Consider the following 16,226-nt stretch of genomic DNA (forward strand, 5'->3'; position numbering starts at 1 on the left):
CCCGCCATTACATATGTAAGTCTTGATGTCCTTTATGTTTCGCGGATAAAGTTCCTTTCGAGCCTTGCGGAGTTCAGTCGGATCTTTAAATGGCGATCTGCTGAAAGTTCAGTCGCCTCCTTACGGGAAATTGTCGTAGCGGGACTACGAGAGAGCCGAGAGCAATTCGTCCCTGGTCGTGAAGCGCTGCACCGACCGCTTTCGATGATTTCGACGCCGGAAGGAGTGCCTGCCATGGCCAATCCGTTCATTCGCAAGCTAGACGGGTTCGAAAAGATTCATGACGAGGACCGTGACTGGCTGATATCGATGACCCGGAACGTGGTCGAGGTGGAGGCCAACCGCGACCTGATCCGCGAGGGCGACAATCCAGAGATCGTGCATCTGGTGCTGGAGGGTCTTGCCGTGCGTTACAAGTCGACCTTGGAAGGACGACGGCACATATTCGCCTACATGATCCCGGGAGACTTCTGCGACCTGCACGTCGCGCTACTCCGCAGGATGGACCACAGCATCGCGACGGTCACGCCGTGCCGCGTGGTGAAGCTGCCTCCGGCAGTGATAATCGAGATGACCGAGCGGCGACCTTCCCTCGCCCGGGCGCTTTGGATGTGCTCCCTCGTCGACGAGGCGACGCTGCGCGAATGGCTGGTGAACATCGGGCAGCGATCGGCTTCCCAGCGCATCGCCCATCTTTTCTGCGAGCTTCACGTGCGGATGAAGGCGGTGGGGCTGACCACGGACGGGGGCTTCGAACTCCCGCTGACGCAGGAGGAAATCGCGGACACGATGGGCCTGTCGAACGTCCACGTGAACCGCAGTCTCAAGGAGTTGCGGTACGCGAATCTGGTCACGCTGAAGAACGAGATGATCGCGATACCGAACGTCGACGTCCTGAAGAGATACTCGAGCTTCGACCCGTCTTATCTTCATATCGAGCGGACAAGATCCGTCCGCATCTGAACGCGGCTACAGGCCGTGCCGATCGACGGAGAAATTAACGCTGAAGACGACGGTCCTTTCTTCGTCGCAGACGGTCATCCGCCATGCCTCGCCGTTCCACGACTGGCGCCCGGTGCTCAGCATCTGCCCGGCGGACCTGATCGCCTCCTCGCGGACGGCGTCCAGATCGGCGCACTCGATACCGTCCTCGTCGATATCCGCCTTGCCGTTCATGACGTGAAAGAAATATCGGGCCATCTAGGGCTTCCCCCTGAATATCGGCGGGAGCGCTGTCGGTCTCTCTGTCACGACTGGCCTGGAAGGTGCCGGTGATGGGCTCATAGACACGCAATATCGCGGGAGCGCCATAACATATCTCATAGGCCCGCTTAGTTATGTTTGGCCTGGCCGAAAATAATCATCGAGTTGACGGCCGTCAGAACCCGAGATGCGTTGTGCCCGCAGGCGACCGCTGACGCCAAGGAACGAACCCGTGCCTATTCGCATCGCCTATGCCTCACACGTCTGCCCGCACGTCGGTCGCCAGGAAATGGACGACGTCGTGACTTTTGCCGAGGAATTCAATCGTCGTAACGGCATTACCGGCGTTCTCGCGTTCGACGGATTTCAGGTCGTCCAGATCCTCGAAGGTCCGCGTGATGTCGTCGAGGCGCTATACGATCGGATCCTGAAAGATGATCGGCACGAAGGTATCGTCACGCTGCAGAACCATGAGATCGAGGTGGCCAGATTTCCCGACTGGAGCATGATCCAGCGCCCCATCGCCGACGTCCTTATGCTGGTCGAGGACCTGAAGTAGGAGCGGGTCAGCCGCCGAGCATCCTGCCCTTCATCGGCGCGATCATATCTGCGTGGTTACTTCACCCTCTGTAGCCCCCTGGCCATCCAGGTGCCGCGAGTCTTCGCCTGGAGCAGGCACCGCGTCCTCGGCAGCGTCCCGAAGACGGGCGGCGATCTCGGTCTCGATGCGCAGGCTCGCCGCCGCGACGAGCAGCACTTCGGTGTGTAGTAGGACTTTCCAGAGTGTAAGCGCGACAGGGGTGACGAGCGAAGCCCGGAACCGTTCCAGGTGCTGGCACCAACGTCGGCATTCCTCGAGCATCTCCGCAAGTTCGTCGTCGCGCACGTCCCTCAACGAATCCGCGTCAATGAAGTCGACGGCGGGAGGAAGGTGCGGATGCAGCGTCATCGAGAGGGCTTTCGGCTATGCCGACCCACAATGGCGCACTGAGCTTAACATTCCGTCTCCGCTGCGACGCTCGTCGCCCATTCTGCGACAGTTCACGCCGCCGCGACGAGTGTCCTCGGCTGAACTTCGGCGACGAACATGCCCCTATTCGCCGATCGACGGGTCCACCGGGAGTTCCAGCACCTCCGAAATGGTCCGGATCTCCCGGTCGCTCGGCGTCGAATCGCCCGCATCTTTCGGGATCCACGTCGCCAGTGCGAGCAGCTCGATGTCGTGTGTGACGTCTTCGGGGGTCTTGTGAGCGTCGCTCATTTCGTCGTCCTCCAGATCGATTGGTTTGGATGACGAATCCGTTTAGCTGGCGATTGTTCCTGGACGAATGGTCGCATCGCGCCAAGCTCGAGGAACTCGCGAGCGGATCGGCGTTCAGGCCTTGCGCGCCCGTTTCTTCTTCGGCGGCGCGTTCCGCAGAGCCTCGGCATCAACGGCGGCCTGAACGGCGTCACGCTCTTCCCGGGCAGCCCGTAGGCGCGCCGTCTTCGCTGCCGTCGCCTCTGCCTGGCTCGCGACGATAGCGGCGCTGGTGCCTTTCGCGGTGCGCTCAGCGACCGTGGCGGGGCTGTAGCGTGTCGGCTCCCCCGAGTTCTCGTCGTCCGTCATCGTGTCGATCCTGTAGTGGCGGATCTCGGGGATTCCCCCCGCAGATGCGACGTGTGCCCACCCGGCTGCAGCTGATCGATGATGTCTTGCCAAGCTTCAGCTGCGTCGAGGTGGCGTCGCCTCGCGTTCTCGAGCGAGCATGCCGCCGCGGCGAGCAGGCATTCTTCCCGCCTGTCGGCATAATGGCTCAAGGGAAGCTTCTGCATCGGACCGTCCTCCTGAATCCGATCTAGGGCGTCCTGACCGCATGTCGATCAGGCTGCGTCCGGTAGTCCCCGAAGCGGCTGCATTCCCGCCGCGTCCGCTGCACCCCAGAGCAAATATATTTATTGCCAATACATTTCTGATATGTATATTCAGGTCGTCGGGACCGCAATCTTGCGCTCCCAGCAGACCAGGATGCCACCCATGACCCGCTTCATCGTCGTCCAGACCTCTCGCGTCGCCCTCTTCGGCGCCTTCACCTGCTCCAGCGCCGCCAACATCGAAGCCGCCGCCATCGGCTCGCTCGACAATTCCGTCATCGAAGAGGGTGGCGCGCTCGAACTCGAAACCAGCGTCGGCAAGTCCGACATCGGCGACGCGCTCGTTGTCTACGAAGTCCCCGCTCACTTCCCGGAATACGACGAGACCGAAATCTGCGGCGACGACACCGGCAACGGCGGCATCTTCTCCGATTTCAAGGATTTTCGGCTCGTCGGCGTGCTCTCCGCCGCCGAGGACGCCGTCGCGGCCTGACGCCCTGCGGTTTCCCCTGCTCTTCACGGGCAGGGTTTTCCGGAGCGCATCTGCTGCCATCTTTCCCCGCCGCGGGCCCACCCGAAACAAGGATTCTCGAGATGACCTACCGCATCGACAAGCTGCTCATCGGCTCTGGCCCGAACCCCGAGCACCGCCATGTCTGCGTCGCGTCCTGGCACGACACCGAGGCCGAGGCGGTCGCGGCCTACAATGCCCTGGAGCACGCGGAGCTGTACGCACGTGTCGGCGACGGGGACTACGCGGAAGGCGCCTACCGCTTCAGCTACGAAATCGAAGAGGCCTGACGCACTGCGGTTTCCCCTGCCTCGTCGGCAGGGGTTTCCGGAGCGCATCGACGCCGGAACGGAGACGACCCCTTATGATCGACAGACCCCACCACCCAGCAGCCGACATCCAGCAGATGCTGGGCATGACCCAGCTCGAACTCGTCGACTACCTCACCGCTCGCGGCGTCAAGACTTCGCTCGGCGCGGTCCGGAGCTGGTCCCGCGGTTTCTACACCCCGCCCGAAGCCGTCTACGAAGAGCTTTGGTCGCTGTGGATCGCCGTCGAAGAGAACAATCGACTTCCGCCGGAGACGCCGGAAAGCGTTCGCGAAAGGCAGCGGTCGATCGAGGGAATGAGGATCTGGTACGCGGCGAGGCATCCCGAGCTGGACGAGATCCCCGACGATGCCGGCGAGGAGATCTAACGATGACACACATCCGCGTCACACGGACACCGAATGGTCGGACACTCATCGTCGGCTTCCACTACGACTCCCGTGCCGTCGATGCCATACGCGGGATCCCCGGCGCCCGCTGGTACAACAACGCCTGGCGCGTCTCCGCCCTCCACGCGGAGGCCGTCGAGGCGTGGCGCGCCGAGCACGAAGCACGGCTCGTCGAGACCGCGGCGAGGAATCTGGCCGTAAGACAGTCGGAGTCGGAGGCGCGACGGCTGGAGGACGAAGCGCGGCAAGTCGCGTCTGATGCCGTCTTGGACGTCAAGATCGCGCAGACGAAGGCCGACCGCATCCTGCGGACGCACGGCTTCGGCGCGGTCGGCACACGTGATGACATCGACCGCTACGTCGCCGAGCAGTTGAAGGACTTTCCTCTGGGTGGGTACGGAACGACGTTCGAGTTCGTCGATCTCGGCGACGGCATCATCCGCGCCACCGGCTCCCGCTATTCCCATTGCGACTGAACCAATGGGATCCCAGATGAGATACGATGGTATGACCGCCCTCACCCCCGCCGACTTCGACCGCATCTTCCACGACTTCACCACTCGCCCCAGGCACTCCCGCTCCCTCGACCGCGTCGCCGCCGACATCGCCGAGCTGACGGACTTCATCGCCGACCACGGTCGCGACCCCGTCTTCGCCTACGACGGCAAGATCGGCGAAAACGTCCTCGCCCTGCGGCTGCACGCCTACCTCTGCCGCCTTGCGGACCTCGACAATTTGCCCTCGCCGCCGAATCCGCTGGACACGCCATTCCGCCGGCGTCGGCGGGTCAAGATGGCCGCGCCGAAGATGGTCGAGCAGTGGGAAGCGTCGCAGGAATTCTGGTCTGAAGGAGCATCCTTATGACCCGCGTTTTCCCTCGCCTGACTCGCGAGCAACTGTCGAGCGTGAAGCTGCAGTGTCGCGTTGTCGACCTGCAAGACGAGATCGTCCGTTTGGAAGCGGAGAACGCGTGGCTCCGCTCGCAGTCGTCGTCCGGATACGCCCGCGGCACGATCAAACAGCCGCCGAGGGACTCTTGGACGGTAAAGCCAGAGACGGAGGACATGCTGTGATCCGCCTCGTCGTCAGCAACCCTGACCTCGTCCCGCCGCCGCCGATCTCGTCCGACACGCTCCGCAAGATGGCCCGGCTCCGGATCGAAAACGCCTACGTCCGCAAGCACATGTTCGACCGCACGATCGCGATCGAACCCGACAACTACGCGAACCTCACGATCTATCCGGAGAGTTCGACCAGCGGCCTCTGGATGATGTCGCAGTCGATCACCATCGACGGCTATCGCGATGCCGCTGACCACGCCAACGTCTACTCGAGCAAGCTGGCGGCGTTCGATCACGGCGTCGCTCGGATCCGCCGCGCATGTGCCGCCGCCGCACCCGAACATGCCGAAATCGCCGCCGAGATCCGGAAATGGGCCGAGACCCTGGAGATGCCGCTATGAGCCAATAAGCATCGAAGACGCAGCAGAGCACGACCGCTAGATCTGATCCCTGGCCATACGACGGCCCGATCGAGCGCTCCGACGGCACCCGTCCCTACAACGGGCATCTGTGGCCCAGCGACAAGTGGGTGGCCTACAACAGCGAGGATCGCAGGCATCGCAACGTGAATTACGACTACCGGATCGAGTTCGTCCATCTCGCAGACGGCAGATACAGCACCAGTGGAGCCCTTTACGACATCGAGGGGATGTTCCCGAATTCCAGCCGCAAGTGCTTGTTCGCGACCCGCGAAGAAGCCATCCGCGCCTCGGCCGGACGTGTCATGCGACACTTGCGGTATGCGCGGAAACAGACGGGCTGGCCCCACCGCATCTCGTCCGAGCAGGCCGAAGGCGTCCTCGCCTGGATCCGCCAGACGGTCGCACGCGAAGCCCCTCGGGTCCGCGCTGTTCCACCAGCCGTCGAGGAGCCCGTCGTGGTCGACATCCACGCCAAGATCTCGATCATGGAAGACCGCATCCTCCGGTGCCGGAAGGCTGTCGCCCGCGAGGAGAAGAAGGCGACGCCGGACGGGGGCTTCTGCGAACGCGGCAGGGCGGCGATCGCCGAGCTGTCTAAAGTCCTCGATATGAGGAAGGCATCGGCCGGGATCGTCGACGTCGTCCAGAAGAAAGCGCCTCGCAAGAAGAAGCCCTCGATCGGCTCCCTTCTCGCCGCCGCCGGTCTCGCTCTCGTCGACCGCTACACTGGCGATCACTACCTGGTCGAATGGGACGGCGAGATTCCGAACCCGTCGTCCGTCAACCGCAATCCGATGTCGTACGTTCCCGCCAGCGAGTGCGATGACGGCCGGGAACAGCTCTGGCTCGTCCACGAGTCCCTTGCCGAGCACCCCCAGGTCACGCTTGCCGAGGCAGCGCTCGGAAAGCGGCTCGAGGTGTGGACGCGGGGTTCGCTGGGCCGGCACCGGGCCACGAAGGCGAGCTGGCGCCACGCGATGGATCTCGCGGACGACGACCACTTCCAGGATCTGATCGACACGGCGCACCTGACGACACCGGCCGACATCGACAGCGCGGTCACGCTCCATCTGGACGGCTGGGATCATCGGAAGGGTCGCAAGCCGGCACTGTCGATCAAGAATGCGCGGCGGATCCTCGACGAGATCGGCGCCGGCTGCGAGATCCATTCTCGCTCGCGGGAGCTGATCTACGGAGATGGCCTGCAGGTCAGCCCGGGCATCGAATATTATCCCCGCAACAGGATCGGCGTCGCATGGATGGTCATCCACGGGCTCGAGGACGGGCTTCTTATCCGAGAGAGGGATGGCTTCATCGTGCTGTCTGCGGCTCTGGCGGAGGCAAGGGCGCCGATGTGGGACAGCAAGGGTAGGAAACCCGCTGAGATTCCAGTCCAGCCGGAGTCCTCACCATGACCCCGACCGAACTCGACCTGCAGCGCCGCCTCGACCGCGCCTACCTCGCTCTCTCCGCCGGCACCCGCGCATTCGCGTTCGGCACCGGCGCCGAGATGCAGGCATGGATCGCGACGTACGGAGACGTGCTCGACGATGCGGTCCGGCGGAAATCGGAAAGTAGAGCGGCGTCGTGACCCGTCTCGCCCCCCTCCACCGGCCGGCGGTCCGCTACTTCGGGGGCAAATGGCACCTGGCTCCGTGGATCGTCTCGGCGTTCCCCGCTCATCATACCTACGTCGAGGCCTTCGGTGGCGGCGCCAGCGTCCTGCTCCGGAAACCTCGTTCCGCTGTTGAGGTTCTCAACGATCTCGACAGCAACGTCGTCTCTCTTTACCGCGTCCTCGCCGATCCCGCCCTCTCGAAAGAGCTGGGTTTCCAGGCATGGCTGACGCCATACAGGAAGTCGGTCTTCAAGGATCTCAAACGGTTTCCCGACCCGCAAGACGACCTCGGCCGTGCTCTGCGCCTTGTCGTCCGCGGTGCGATGTCGATGTCGTCTTCGACAAGGTCCGGATACCGCGTTTCTCGATCGAGGGAACAACGCGTCAAGACACCGGCAGAGGACTGGTACAGCTATCGCCACTCGGTCCCCGGCTTCCATGCGCGCATGCGGGCAGTGACGATCACTAGCGAACCGGCTGTCGAAGTCATGCTACGACACGCTGCACTACGCAGATCCGCCGTATGTCCCGGCAACGCGGAAAGCGATCAGCCACGGCTACTCGCATGAGATGTCCGTTGCGGACCACATCCGGCTGCTCGAGGTCCTCAGGTCGCTCGTCGGGTACGTCGTCCTGTCCGGCTACGACTGCCCGCTCTACGACGACGCGCTCAAGGGAAGGACGCGATTGGACCGGGTATCGATTGACAACGGCGGCAATCGTCGTGTCGAGAGCATCTGGCTGAACCCGGCGGCAACGGAGGCGAGCATGTCTCCCGATATCCGCCAGTATGAGCTTTTCGGCGCCACCTGATTAATCGAAAGAAGCCACCCGCTTCCCGTCCTTGATGCATGCGACGGATCTACTTTCGACACAGGGAGCCGACGGCGGCTGCGCAGTCTGCCCCGCCGCGATTTCCTCCGCAGACAGCGTCGAAGCGATGGCCGGCCGACACGGCTTCAGACTGCTGCATTCGCCGGCTTGTGTCGTCCCTTCGAGATTCTGCGAGCCGCCGCTCCCGAGCATGATGATGGGCGATCCCCGCGATCCGCCGCCCGACCGGGAACTACTGCTCTTGGGCCGATAGGCTCGCGATTTGTAGGGCTTTGGGGAGTAAGTCGACGAATAAGACTTCGAGGGCTTGGATCCTCCGCCCCTGCGGCGTGCTTCCGCGTCCGGCACGGCCATCAGGAACACAAGGGTGGCCATCAGAGCGGTCTTAACGATCATCGACAATCTCCCAGAGTCCCGGAAGTCTATCTGAGATAGCCTCACGACCCGTTCATGGACCCGAGACGATTTTAGCCATTCGTGCTACTCGTCCCCGAAAGCCTCATAAATGGCTTTCGGCGCCACCCCCTCGCACGCCTGCCACGACGACGACCACGACACCCGCCCCGGCGCGAGGTCGAACAGTCCGAACGGCCGCCCCCGCACCTGACCGACAGCGATCCCCGACACGACGCCGGCCGGCCCCATCGCCGCCGATCCCAGCTCCGCAGTCGTCTTAAACGAACACACCGGCACCGCATCAAGCCTCGTCGGATCGCTCGCCGTCCACCGCACAGACCACCCCTTCCCCGCCGGCCGGATGTCCAGCTCGCAGACGAGCTGTCCGCACCCTGCACTGTAGTGGCCGGAATACCGGTCCTCTGCATGCGACGGCAGGGAAATGCAGGCGAGCAGAAGCGTGGCGAGGGCGATGCGCATGGCGGTTCTCCAGTTTGGCAGGCGGGTGCGGCTAGGCTTCGGCGTCCGGTGACTGCCCGAACGGCCACTGAAACGACGACGGTCTGTCGATGGCGACGTCGATGTCGGCGCCCGTGACGAGCGGACGCGTGTCGTCCGTGTCGATGATCAGGCGCGGGTCGAAATTTTTGACTTCGATCTCGGCACGCTGGCGACCCTTCTCGGCCAAACGATAGCCACGCGGATTACAAAGGATTCGCGTGTCGCCGACGGCGTAGTCCTGACGCTGGTGAATGTGGCCGTGGATCCAGAAATCCGGCGCGTGACGGCGGATCAGTGGCTCCAGATCGCTCGCGTAGCTGGCGTCGAGCGGCTCTGTCGCACGGCCACCGAGAAGCGATCGGCCGCTCGGCGCGTGATGCGTGATGACGACCGTTGGGCCGTCGAACGGCGTCGCCAGGAGGCTGTCGATGGTGTCGCGATGGCGGCGGTGCTCCTCGGCGAGCATCCATGGCAGCAGGCGGCGGCGGTAAGAGTCGGTGCGGATCATCTTCAGATCGTTCATGAAGCGCAGCGCCGTCGCATGGGCGGTGTAGGCGTCCGTGTAGATTTCGTAGTCCGTCCACAGCGTCGCGCCGATGAAGCGAGTGCCGGCGAGAATCAGCTCGTCGCCGTCAAGCAAATGGATGCCCTCCGGAAACGACAGACGATCGCGGAAACGACCAATCTCGGCGTCGAGCGACGATCGCCAGAAATCGTGGTTGCCGGCGACGAGAATGATCGGCAAGCCCGTGCGGAGATGTTGGCGGATCAGCCAGTGGGAGCCCATCCGTGAGAGGCGGCCGGCGATGTCGCCAGCGATGACGATCGCATCGGCGGCGAGATCCTCGGGGATCTCATACGTGCCGGAGGAGCCGCGGCTATAGTCGTCGTGAATGTCTGAAAGGATGTGAATGCGCATCAGGGGAGCTTTCCTCGCTCGCGACCCGCGGTTCGGCTTGTGCCAAGAGCGGGTGTGCCTTCTGTATAGCATGCGGATGTTGAGCAGACGGTGACGAAAATCCGTCAAATGCCTGCTGTCTCGGCGATTTCCGCGACCGCTCGTCGAGCCTTCTCAGCAGCCGAGCGGCGGCGGCGGCGATGTCCTCGCGCTCCGTCATGACGGCACCCCGCGATGACGCTCGACGACCATGCCGATCGCGGCGATGCCAAGGCGACGGCGTTCGTCGCCGTTCAAATACGACCAGACGGATATCGCCTGGTTCGCGATTTCGGCGGCGGAAATGCCCTCGTCGGCTTCGATAGCGTCGAGCCGAGCGCGGACGTCTGGGAGGAGAGCGATCATCATCGCCCTCCTCCCAAACCATGCTCGACCGCGAATGCCGCCAGCGCTGAACGACCGAGAACCCGTCGTTCGAGCGCGAGATCGGCGAGCTTCTCGACGATTGCACGGTGCTCTCCGATCAGACGAAGCGATCGCGAATACAGATCACGCAGTCGGCTCTCGACGGCTGCGCCATCGACTTGCTCGCTGTAGTAAAGACGCCCCCCGAGGCCCCACATGCCCGCAATATGGGTTGCCAGGTCGGTGGCTTGCTGCAGGTCGCCCATCGCGCCAGCCGATGGCTGGCCGAGAATGACCTCCTCCGCCGCCCTACCAGCCAGCCGAACCACGATATCGTCTTCGAGGTCTGCGAGGCGCCCCATCCCCGCTGGCGACTCCGATCGTACTCCGCCATGAGAACCGCCGGCGGATACGATCGACAGCATGTCGGGAATCCGGCCTTGAGACATCATAGCGACGGCATGGCCGGACTCATGCACTGCGACAAGGCGGCGATCGCGCTCCGGTCGCGTGTCCGGAGGGATCGCAATGGCGAGGAGATCGCCAGCGGTGACCGGGCGCTTCTCACGGCGCGCCCCTCGTCTAGCTTCGCGAGCGATCCGAGCGATATCCGCACCCGAAGCGGACCCAGCGAGCGCAGTCGCCGCCGGAGCCAGATCAGCCGAGGCGGCGTCTGGAAGATGGTGCAACATGATTCCGAGCAGCGCCTTTTCGTCCGGCAACCCGATCTCGAAACGCCGGTCTAGGCGTCCCGAACGGACCAGCGCCGGATCCAGCATATCTGGACTGTTGCATGCGGCAATGATGATGATGCCCTCGCGCCGACTTGTGCCGTCGACACACTCCAGAGCGGCGTTCGTGATCGCGGTCCACCAGCCATCGCCATCGCCCGAACCACCTCGGCGACGGATCGTGTCTGCTTCGTCGATGAAGATGATCGATGGGGCATTGACCGTCGCGCTTTCGAATACGGCACGCATGGCTTTGATGACGTAGCCGAGATGACCGTCTCCCGAAGATTGCCACTGAGCGTAACTCGTCGCAATGAACGGCAAGCCGCACGTTGCCGCCAAGGCGGAAGCGAACAGGGTCTTGCCGGTGCCGGGCGGACCGTGCAGGAGGCAGCCGCCATCGACATCCGACCATGGCAGATTGCCTGCCTGGTAATCTCGGACGTCCTCGGCGAGCTGATGACCCCAGGCCGCCGCAGCTCCGTAACCGTGCAGATTGGCAAGGGTCGGCGTCGTCGGGCGCAGGATCGCCGGCGTGTAGATGGACTTCGAGGTCGTCTTGGCCGCCTCGGCTTGCTTCTCGTTCGCCGCATCCCGCTTCGCAGCCTTCGCACGTGCAGCCGTCACCGCCGCGATCGTCCGCACGACATCGGAAGGGGCGCCCGCCCGGCCGCATACAGCGTCGAGAAGGTCGGGGTCAACATCCGACATCTTGATGCCGGCCGGCCATGCGGCGACGCCAGGCTCGTCGAACTCCCGTTCAATCGCGACGTCGAAGTGGCTGCGATCAATGCGCTTGATCTCGAGGAAAACGTCGCAGAAGGGCAGCAGCTCCTCTTCGAGTTGCTCCGGCTCCGAGTATATTGCGATGACGTGGCTCGACTTCGCGGCGCGCAGGACGCGGTCGATCGGCAACGTTGTTCGTCCGAGCTGGCGGTCGTGTTCCGGGACGATCGCGTCGCACTTCACGCCGAGACGGACGCAGTCGGCGACGATGCCGGCGACGATCGCCGAGAACGCCTTGGGCGCCTTTTCGGTCCAGCGCTTCGGCAGCTGCAGGACGACGACAAGGCTCGGCGGATCGCCGGCCAGGCGCTTCTCGATTGCGGTCAGATGCGGCTCAAGGGCGACCTCGAGCGACTGGTAGAGCGCGTATTCGGACGGTGTGAGACCAGTGACGAGGAATTCGGCGTCTGCACGACGCTGCGAGACGAGTTCCAGGATCGCGGCGGCGTCGTCGGCGGCGATGTCGCGGGACTCCTCTGCGATCATCTGGCCGTCGTCGTCGAATACGACTGAGACGTTTGGATCTGCTGCATCGGACTCGCGAAAAGCTCGCCGGCCGATGACTCGGATAGTGCGGTGGGACAAGGGATGGCTCCGGGCCACTACGCCCCCTGTGCGGCTATCGCCGGCGCGGGGGCTGTCGAAATCGTCGCCGAATGGCGGTTCGATCTCGATGACAGGAGGCTACGACGCCCGCAGTTGCTAAGTCGAGAATGTCCTATCGAAAATTGTCTAGATCTTACGGATTTTCCTCAGGCCTTCGTCGTCTTCTTGATCCGCTTCTGGCCAGTGTGTTCATACCAGACCTCGTCCGACATCGCTTTCGACCCGGTCAGATACTCCCGCCAGACGTCCAGCATTTCCCTCTTCCTCGGCAGGTCTCGATAGGAGTCGTAGTGCGCATCCATCGTCGATCGCGGCCCTTCGTTGTGGTCGAGGACCAGCGCCGGATCCGCCGCAAAGCCGAGGATACGCATGGTCGTAGTGAACGACCTACGGATGTCGTGAGGCGAGAAGCCGACGCCCGCGTCACGGAGCGCATGCGTCAGCGTCGAGGCAGCCATATGGGGCAAGGGATCGCCGGCTTTTCGCGGGCGGTCGGCGGGAAAGACGAAGCTGTCGTGGTTTCCGACCGCGACCTCGGGCGGCCACGGCAAGGCGTGGATCCTGGTGTCGCCCCGCTTCTCGGCCGTCTTCCGATGAACCGGGGGGATATGCCAAACTCCGTCACGAACGTCGGTCGGACTGGCGGAGACGACCGTGGCGCGGCGTTGAGCCGTCAGGCAGAGGAGGACGACGGCACGGCTCGCGTAGCCGAGTTCTCCCTCGATAGCCTTGGCGAACAATGCCGCGACGTCGGCCGGGTGCGGCCACCGAACGTTGGTTTTCGCGGTCGATCGATGCGCGGGCAGGTCGATCTGGAGCCTCCGGGTGACGCCCGACTTCCGGCGGATGTCCATGCGCTGGAGGTACGTCCAGAACGGACGCACCCGCCGACGCAAGCCTTCGGCCGCCTTCCCCTTCTGCTCGCGCTGGTAGCCGGCGAGAGCTTCCGACAGGTCCTCGTCCGTCAAGTCGCAGACGAACCGTCGCTCGAAACGCTTGAAGGCGCGGTGGTAGAGGGCTTTGCGATAGTCATCGACGGTCGCCGCCTTCAGCCCGTTCGGCCCGCCGATCTCCAGGAGATAGGCTTCCCTCGCCTCCGTCCACGTCCACGTCACCCGCTTCACCGGCGCCACTGCTTGCGGCGTCCTCGTCTGCCGCAGCCACTCGTCGTCCGGATCGAAGCCCTGCCGCACCAGATCGGCCGCCTTGTGCGCGATCGCCCGGGCATCGGCCAGCGGCAGTCCGTCGACCGTGCCGAGCACCAGGCGGCGCTTCTCGCGCTGGTCGGTCCACCGGAACACGAAGGTCGAGGACGAGACGTTCGAGCGCAGGACCAGACCGGGCGCCGACGTGTCCGCGATCTCGGCGCGACGGCCGCTACGGGCGTGCTTCTCGATTGACGAGACTGTCAGCTTCTCCGGCAATAACGTAATCCTTGGACGGGGGCAGCGCGGGGGCAACAGCCTCCGTACACGACAGGATAGGCAACGGGAATGAATATCTGCCCAGAGTCCTTGTTTTTCCAGGCCTTCCAGCGGGTTATGGTTAAGGATTTGATCGGATTTATTAAGAATTGAATGGTACAAGCAGCGGAATCATAATCCGCGTGTCGGGGGTTCAAGTCCCTCTCCCGCTACCACTTATTCCTCAATGATTTCAATTCCCTGTCCGATGCTGACGCTGTCAGAATCAGCTTTTTATGTCGCTTCATGTTGCGACTCAGTTCCTTTGATTTGCAGGGGTTTCGCGATACCCTCGGCTGGTCCACGCAACATGGATTGCAACATGAAGATTCAGCGATGCCGCCTTCAATTGGCTGGATTCGCAGGGGAGCCAGTAGCGTCAAAGGGGAACAACGAGGAGCAGACGCTGTTTAAGCACCGACAGCCCGTTGCCACTTCGCTCTCGCTGCCCAGGAGAAGCAAGATGGCCGAAAAGCCCGAAGCACTGCTGCCGTGCCCCTTCTGTGGCGGGGAGGCAAAGCACCGTAGCCGGCAAGCATGGCCGAAAACCCACTGGGTGCAGTGCCGATCCTGCAGGGCACGCGGACCTGACGGCTTGCTCGCGGCAAATGACGCAGAGCTAGGCTGGAACGCCCGCGCCTTCGTCCTTTCAAATTTGGAGGACTGAAGCCTTGAAGATCATCATCCAGAACATCAGCGAGTACGACGGCCTCGGAAGCCTGAGCAACTACGTCTTGCGTATCGACGATACGACGATCGCCTATTTTCAGCATGACCGGACAGCGGGGCTCGGCCAGTGCCTGCGCAGGGCAGCCGATGCCGCTGATGCCGCTGATGCCGCTGACGAGCATCAGGCATGGACCTTGAGGAAGATGCTCGAGAAGGGCGGCTGAGAGGACGGCGGGCGATTCGCTCGTGCCGATAGTCAAAGACGCAGGACGTGGAGCTTCGGAGTTGGTAGGCCGACCTGAGATGCCGCACGAGATTGCCGCATCAGATAAACCCAGCCACTTCTTGAGAAGCTAGCGTCCCCTCAATCCTCCACTTCGGGCCATCTGGCAATAACCCGCCCGCCCAAAGCCCGAATGCCTTTATTTGCTCGAGCCATGATCTGGAGGCGCCGCTTCTCGCCGAGCTTGCCTGACAGCCACGCATACTTCTCGAAAAAGGTGCCCGTTCCGGCGAGCCGGTCAAGTTCGCGCATGGTGATATGCTTCTCGCGGCATCGAGACAGCAAGAGATCCAGAATCCTTATGCCGGTACGCTTCAGTGGCGATCTTGTCCGCACAATGCCAATGCGGTTTGCCTTTGCTTTGATCTTCGAGAGGGGCTGACCGATCAACCCTTCTAGAGCCTGCAGTGGTGCGGACGGGTAATGTTCACGCAGAAGAGCCACGTTCCGATTGGTCCAAACATGTCGCTTCGACCTAATCCCCAGGCATAGGCATCGATGCCCTATTGCCCTCAGGCTTCGCCCAGGAAGCGTGAGAAGGAGTGCCTTGTAATTGGGGTAGAGTTCACGAAGGACGTTATCCTCGTCCTCCCGCCAAGGCTCACCCCTCATCCCAAACCACGTCTAGCGTACCGCCTATGACATGGATGCCTTTGGCGATCCGAGTGAAGGAAAAATACTGCTTCAACCGCCCCTGCTTCGTGCCAGGGCTATTCCAACCGCAATCTTTGAAATATGTACCGGAAACTACCATTTCGTCTAGGTCTACCATGGTGTAGCAAAGCTCTCGACACCGCCCCCGCAGAGAATCTAGCAATGCATTCCCAGTTGGTGTGTAAGTCTGCTGGGGGCGGCGAAGACCAAGCTTATCGGCTTTCGCGCGTATGCTATTCAGGGGCCTTCCGACAAGACTCTCTAGCTCTCTAAGATGCGCTACGGCGAAGTGCTTTCGTAGACGGGATACTTCTTCTCGCGTCCACATGCGCCTGCGCGCCTGTATCTTTAGTATCCTGGCCCGCCACCAAAGCGTTTTCCTGGATCTGTGAGGAAGGGCTAACTGAATTAGGTCATAATCGGGGAAATGTGCCTTGAGCAGCTCATCCTCTTCAGGCCTCCAGATCGCTCCGTTGGGCCCAAAACCTTCGCGCAACATTTTGCGCCGGGCAGCCTCCCCGCCGCGGATGCTGCCTATCTGTCGACGCGAGAATATCGGTTGCGACATCACCACCGCCCATGTTCGTGACCATCAGATGCAGTAGGATGCACG

26 protein-coding genes are annotated in these 16,226 nt (G+C 62.8%); 15 read left to right on the forward strand and 11 right to left on the reverse strand.

The window, feature by feature from the left end; all coding sequences use genetic code 11:
* Positions 1-234 precede the first annotated feature (234 nt).
* Positions 235-963, forward strand: a complete 729-nt coding sequence (locus tag IEX88_RS17415; protein WP_188853103.1) for a Crp/Fnr family transcriptional regulator — start codon at positions 235-237, stop codon at positions 961-963.
* A 6-nt stretch (positions 964-969) separates the two neighbouring features.
* Here the strand turns inward: IEX88_RS17415 and IEX88_RS17420 are convergent, their stop codons facing one another.
* On the reverse strand, positions 970-1,200 hold the full coding sequence (locus IEX88_RS17420; protein ID WP_188853105.1) for a DUF6894 family protein: 231 nt from the start codon (positions 1,198-1,200) through the stop codon (positions 970-972).
* Positions 1,201-1,435: 235 nt separating this feature from the next.
* Between IEX88_RS17420 and IEX88_RS17425 the strand changes: the two genes are divergently transcribed.
* Complete coding sequence (locus IEX88_RS17425; RefSeq protein ID WP_188853107.1) at positions 1,436-1,762, forward strand: BLUF domain-containing protein; 327 nt, start codon at positions 1,436-1,438, stop codon at positions 1,760-1,762.
* Positions 1,763-1,804: 42 nt separating this feature from the next.
* On the opposite strand, the gene IEX88_RS17430 is transcribed toward IEX88_RS17425, so the two are convergent.
* The 3 genes from IEX88_RS17430 to IEX88_RS17440 form a co-directional block, all read right to left on the reverse strand.
* Positions 1,805-2,152: a hypothetical protein gene (locus IEX88_RS17430; protein ID WP_188853109.1), complete on the reverse strand. Its 348-nt coding sequence runs from the start codon at positions 2,150-2,152 to the stop codon at positions 1,805-1,807.
* A gap of 144 nt (positions 2,153-2,296) precedes the next feature.
* Positions 2,297-2,464 carry a hypothetical protein gene (locus IEX88_RS17435; protein ID WP_188853111.1) on the reverse strand — a complete coding sequence of 56 codons (168 nt, stop codon included), beginning with the start codon at positions 2,462-2,464 and terminating at the stop codon, positions 2,297-2,299.
* A gap of 114 nt (positions 2,465-2,578) precedes the next feature.
* Positions 2,579-2,812, reverse strand: coding sequence for a hypothetical protein (locus tag IEX88_RS17440; protein WP_188853113.1), 234 nt, complete (start codon positions 2,810-2,812; stop codon positions 2,579-2,581).
* Positions 2,813-3,220: 408 nt separating this feature from the next.
* On the opposite strand from IEX88_RS17440, the gene IEX88_RS17445 reads away from it, so the two are divergent.
* The 11 genes from IEX88_RS17445 (at position 3,221) to IEX88_RS17495 (ending at position 8,200) form a co-directional block, all read left to right on the forward strand.
* A complete protein-coding gene (locus tag IEX88_RS17445) occupies positions 3,221-3,550 on the forward strand; it encodes a hypothetical protein (protein ID WP_188853115.1) in 330 nt (109 codons plus the stop codon).
* Positions 3,551-3,651: 101 nt separating this feature from the next.
* Positions 3,652-3,858: a hypothetical protein gene (locus tag IEX88_RS17450; protein ID WP_188853117.1), complete on the forward strand. Its 207-nt coding sequence runs from the start codon at positions 3,652-3,654 to the stop codon at positions 3,856-3,858.
* 74 nt (positions 3,859-3,932) lie between these two features.
* Positions 3,933-4,265, forward strand: coding sequence for a hypothetical protein (locus IEX88_RS17455; protein ID WP_188853119.1), 333 nt, complete (start codon positions 3,933-3,935; stop codon positions 4,263-4,265).
* A 2-nt stretch (positions 4,266-4,267) separates the two neighbouring features.
* Positions 4,268-4,762: a hypothetical protein gene (locus IEX88_RS17460; RefSeq protein WP_188853121.1), complete on the forward strand. Its 495-nt coding sequence runs from the start codon at positions 4,268-4,270 to the stop codon at positions 4,760-4,762.
* Between the two features lie 31 nt (positions 4,763-4,793).
* Positions 4,794-5,150 (forward strand): hypothetical protein, encoded by a 357-nt coding sequence (locus tag IEX88_RS17465; RefSeq protein WP_188853123.1) that lies wholly within the window; start codon positions 4,794-4,796, stop codon positions 5,148-5,150.
* The gene (locus IEX88_RS17470) at positions 5,147-5,359 is read left to right on the forward strand and encodes a hypothetical protein (protein WP_188853125.1); all 213 of its coding nucleotides are present in this window, start codon (positions 5,147-5,149) and stop codon (positions 5,357-5,359) included. Before IEX88_RS17465 ends, IEX88_RS17470 begins: the two co-directional genes overlap by 4 nt.
* Positions 5,356-5,748 carry a hypothetical protein gene (locus tag IEX88_RS17475; RefSeq protein ID WP_188853126.1) on the forward strand — a complete coding sequence of 131 codons (393 nt, stop codon included), beginning with the start codon at positions 5,356-5,358 and terminating at the stop codon, positions 5,746-5,748. Before IEX88_RS17470 ends, IEX88_RS17475 begins: the two co-directional genes overlap by 4 nt.
* A gap of 128 nt (positions 5,749-5,876) precedes the next feature.
* A complete protein-coding gene (locus tag IEX88_RS17480; RefSeq protein ID WP_188853127.1) occupies positions 5,877-7,184 on the forward strand; it encodes a hypothetical protein in 1,308 nt (435 codons plus the stop codon).
* Positions 7,181-7,360: a hypothetical protein gene (locus IEX88_RS17485; protein WP_188853128.1), complete on the forward strand. Its 180-nt coding sequence runs from the start codon at positions 7,181-7,183 to the stop codon at positions 7,358-7,360. The genes IEX88_RS17480 and IEX88_RS17485 overlap by 4 nt, the downstream gene beginning before the upstream one ends.
* Positions 7,357-7,956: a DNA adenine methylase gene (locus IEX88_RS17490; RefSeq protein WP_188853129.1), complete on the forward strand. Its 600-nt coding sequence runs from the start codon at positions 7,357-7,359 to the stop codon at positions 7,954-7,956. The genes IEX88_RS17485 and IEX88_RS17490 overlap by 4 nt, the downstream gene beginning before the upstream one ends.
* Positions 7,934-8,200 carry a DNA adenine methylase gene (locus IEX88_RS17495; protein ID WP_373289616.1) on the forward strand — a complete coding sequence of 89 codons (267 nt, stop codon included), beginning with the start codon at positions 7,934-7,936 and terminating at the stop codon, positions 8,198-8,200. The genes IEX88_RS17490 and IEX88_RS17495 overlap by 23 nt, the downstream gene beginning before the upstream one ends.
* Here the strand turns inward: IEX88_RS17495 and IEX88_RS17500 are convergent, their stop codons facing one another.
* The 6 genes from IEX88_RS17500 to IEX88_RS17525 all read right to left on the reverse strand — a co-directional run bounded on the left by IEX88_RS17500 (position 8,201) and on the right by IEX88_RS17525 (position 14,130).
* A complete protein-coding gene (locus IEX88_RS17500; protein ID WP_188853131.1) occupies positions 8,201-8,617 on the reverse strand; it encodes a hypothetical protein in 417 nt (138 codons plus the stop codon).
* Between the two features lie 84 nt (positions 8,618-8,701).
* Positions 8,702-9,097: a hypothetical protein gene (locus tag IEX88_RS17505; protein WP_188853132.1), complete on the reverse strand. Its 396-nt coding sequence runs from the start codon at positions 9,095-9,097 to the stop codon at positions 8,702-8,704.
* A 31-nt stretch (positions 9,098-9,128) separates the two neighbouring features.
* On the reverse strand, positions 9,129-10,145 hold the full coding sequence (locus IEX88_RS17510) for a metallophosphoesterase (RefSeq protein WP_188853134.1): 1,017 nt from the start codon (positions 10,143-10,145) through the stop codon (positions 9,129-9,131).
* An 87-nt stretch (positions 10,146-10,232) separates the two neighbouring features.
* A complete protein-coding gene (locus IEX88_RS17515; protein ID WP_188853136.1) occupies positions 10,233-10,424 on the reverse strand; it encodes a hypothetical protein in 192 nt (63 codons plus the stop codon).
* Positions 10,421-12,523, reverse strand: a complete 2,103-nt coding sequence (locus IEX88_RS17520; RefSeq protein WP_188853138.1) for an AAA family ATPase — start codon at positions 12,521-12,523, stop codon at positions 10,421-10,423. The genes IEX88_RS17515 and IEX88_RS17520 overlap by 4 nt, the downstream gene beginning before the upstream one ends.
* Positions 12,524-12,690: 167 nt before the next feature.
* Complete coding sequence (locus tag IEX88_RS17525) at positions 12,691-14,130, reverse strand: tyrosine-type recombinase/integrase (RefSeq protein WP_188853140.1); 1,440 nt, start codon at positions 14,128-14,130, stop codon at positions 12,691-12,693.
* A gap of 340 nt (positions 14,131-14,470) precedes the next feature.
* On the opposite strand from IEX88_RS17525, the gene IEX88_RS27305 reads away from it, so the two are divergent.
* Entirely contained in the window at positions 14,471-14,674 is a 204-nt protein-coding gene (locus IEX88_RS27305; protein WP_188853142.1) for a Lar family restriction alleviation protein, read from the forward strand.
* Between the two features lie 4 nt (positions 14,675-14,678).
* Entirely contained in the window at positions 14,679-14,900 is a 222-nt protein-coding gene (locus tag IEX88_RS17535) for a hypothetical protein (RefSeq protein WP_188853144.1), read from the forward strand.
* 140 nt (positions 14,901-15,040) lie between these two features.
* On the opposite strand, the gene IEX88_RS17540 is transcribed toward IEX88_RS17535, so the two are convergent.
* The gene (locus IEX88_RS17540) at positions 15,041-15,403 is read right to left on the reverse strand and encodes a hypothetical protein (RefSeq protein ID WP_188853146.1); all 363 of its coding nucleotides are present in this window, start codon (positions 15,401-15,403) and stop codon (positions 15,041-15,043) included.
* Between the last annotated feature and the right edge of the window lie 823 nt (positions 15,404-16,226).

Origin of the sequence: Aureimonas glaciei (assembly GCF_014643375.1) — a bacterium.
GTDB lineage: Bacteria > Pseudomonadota > Alphaproteobacteria > Rhizobiales > Rhizobiaceae > Plantimonas > Plantimonas glaciei.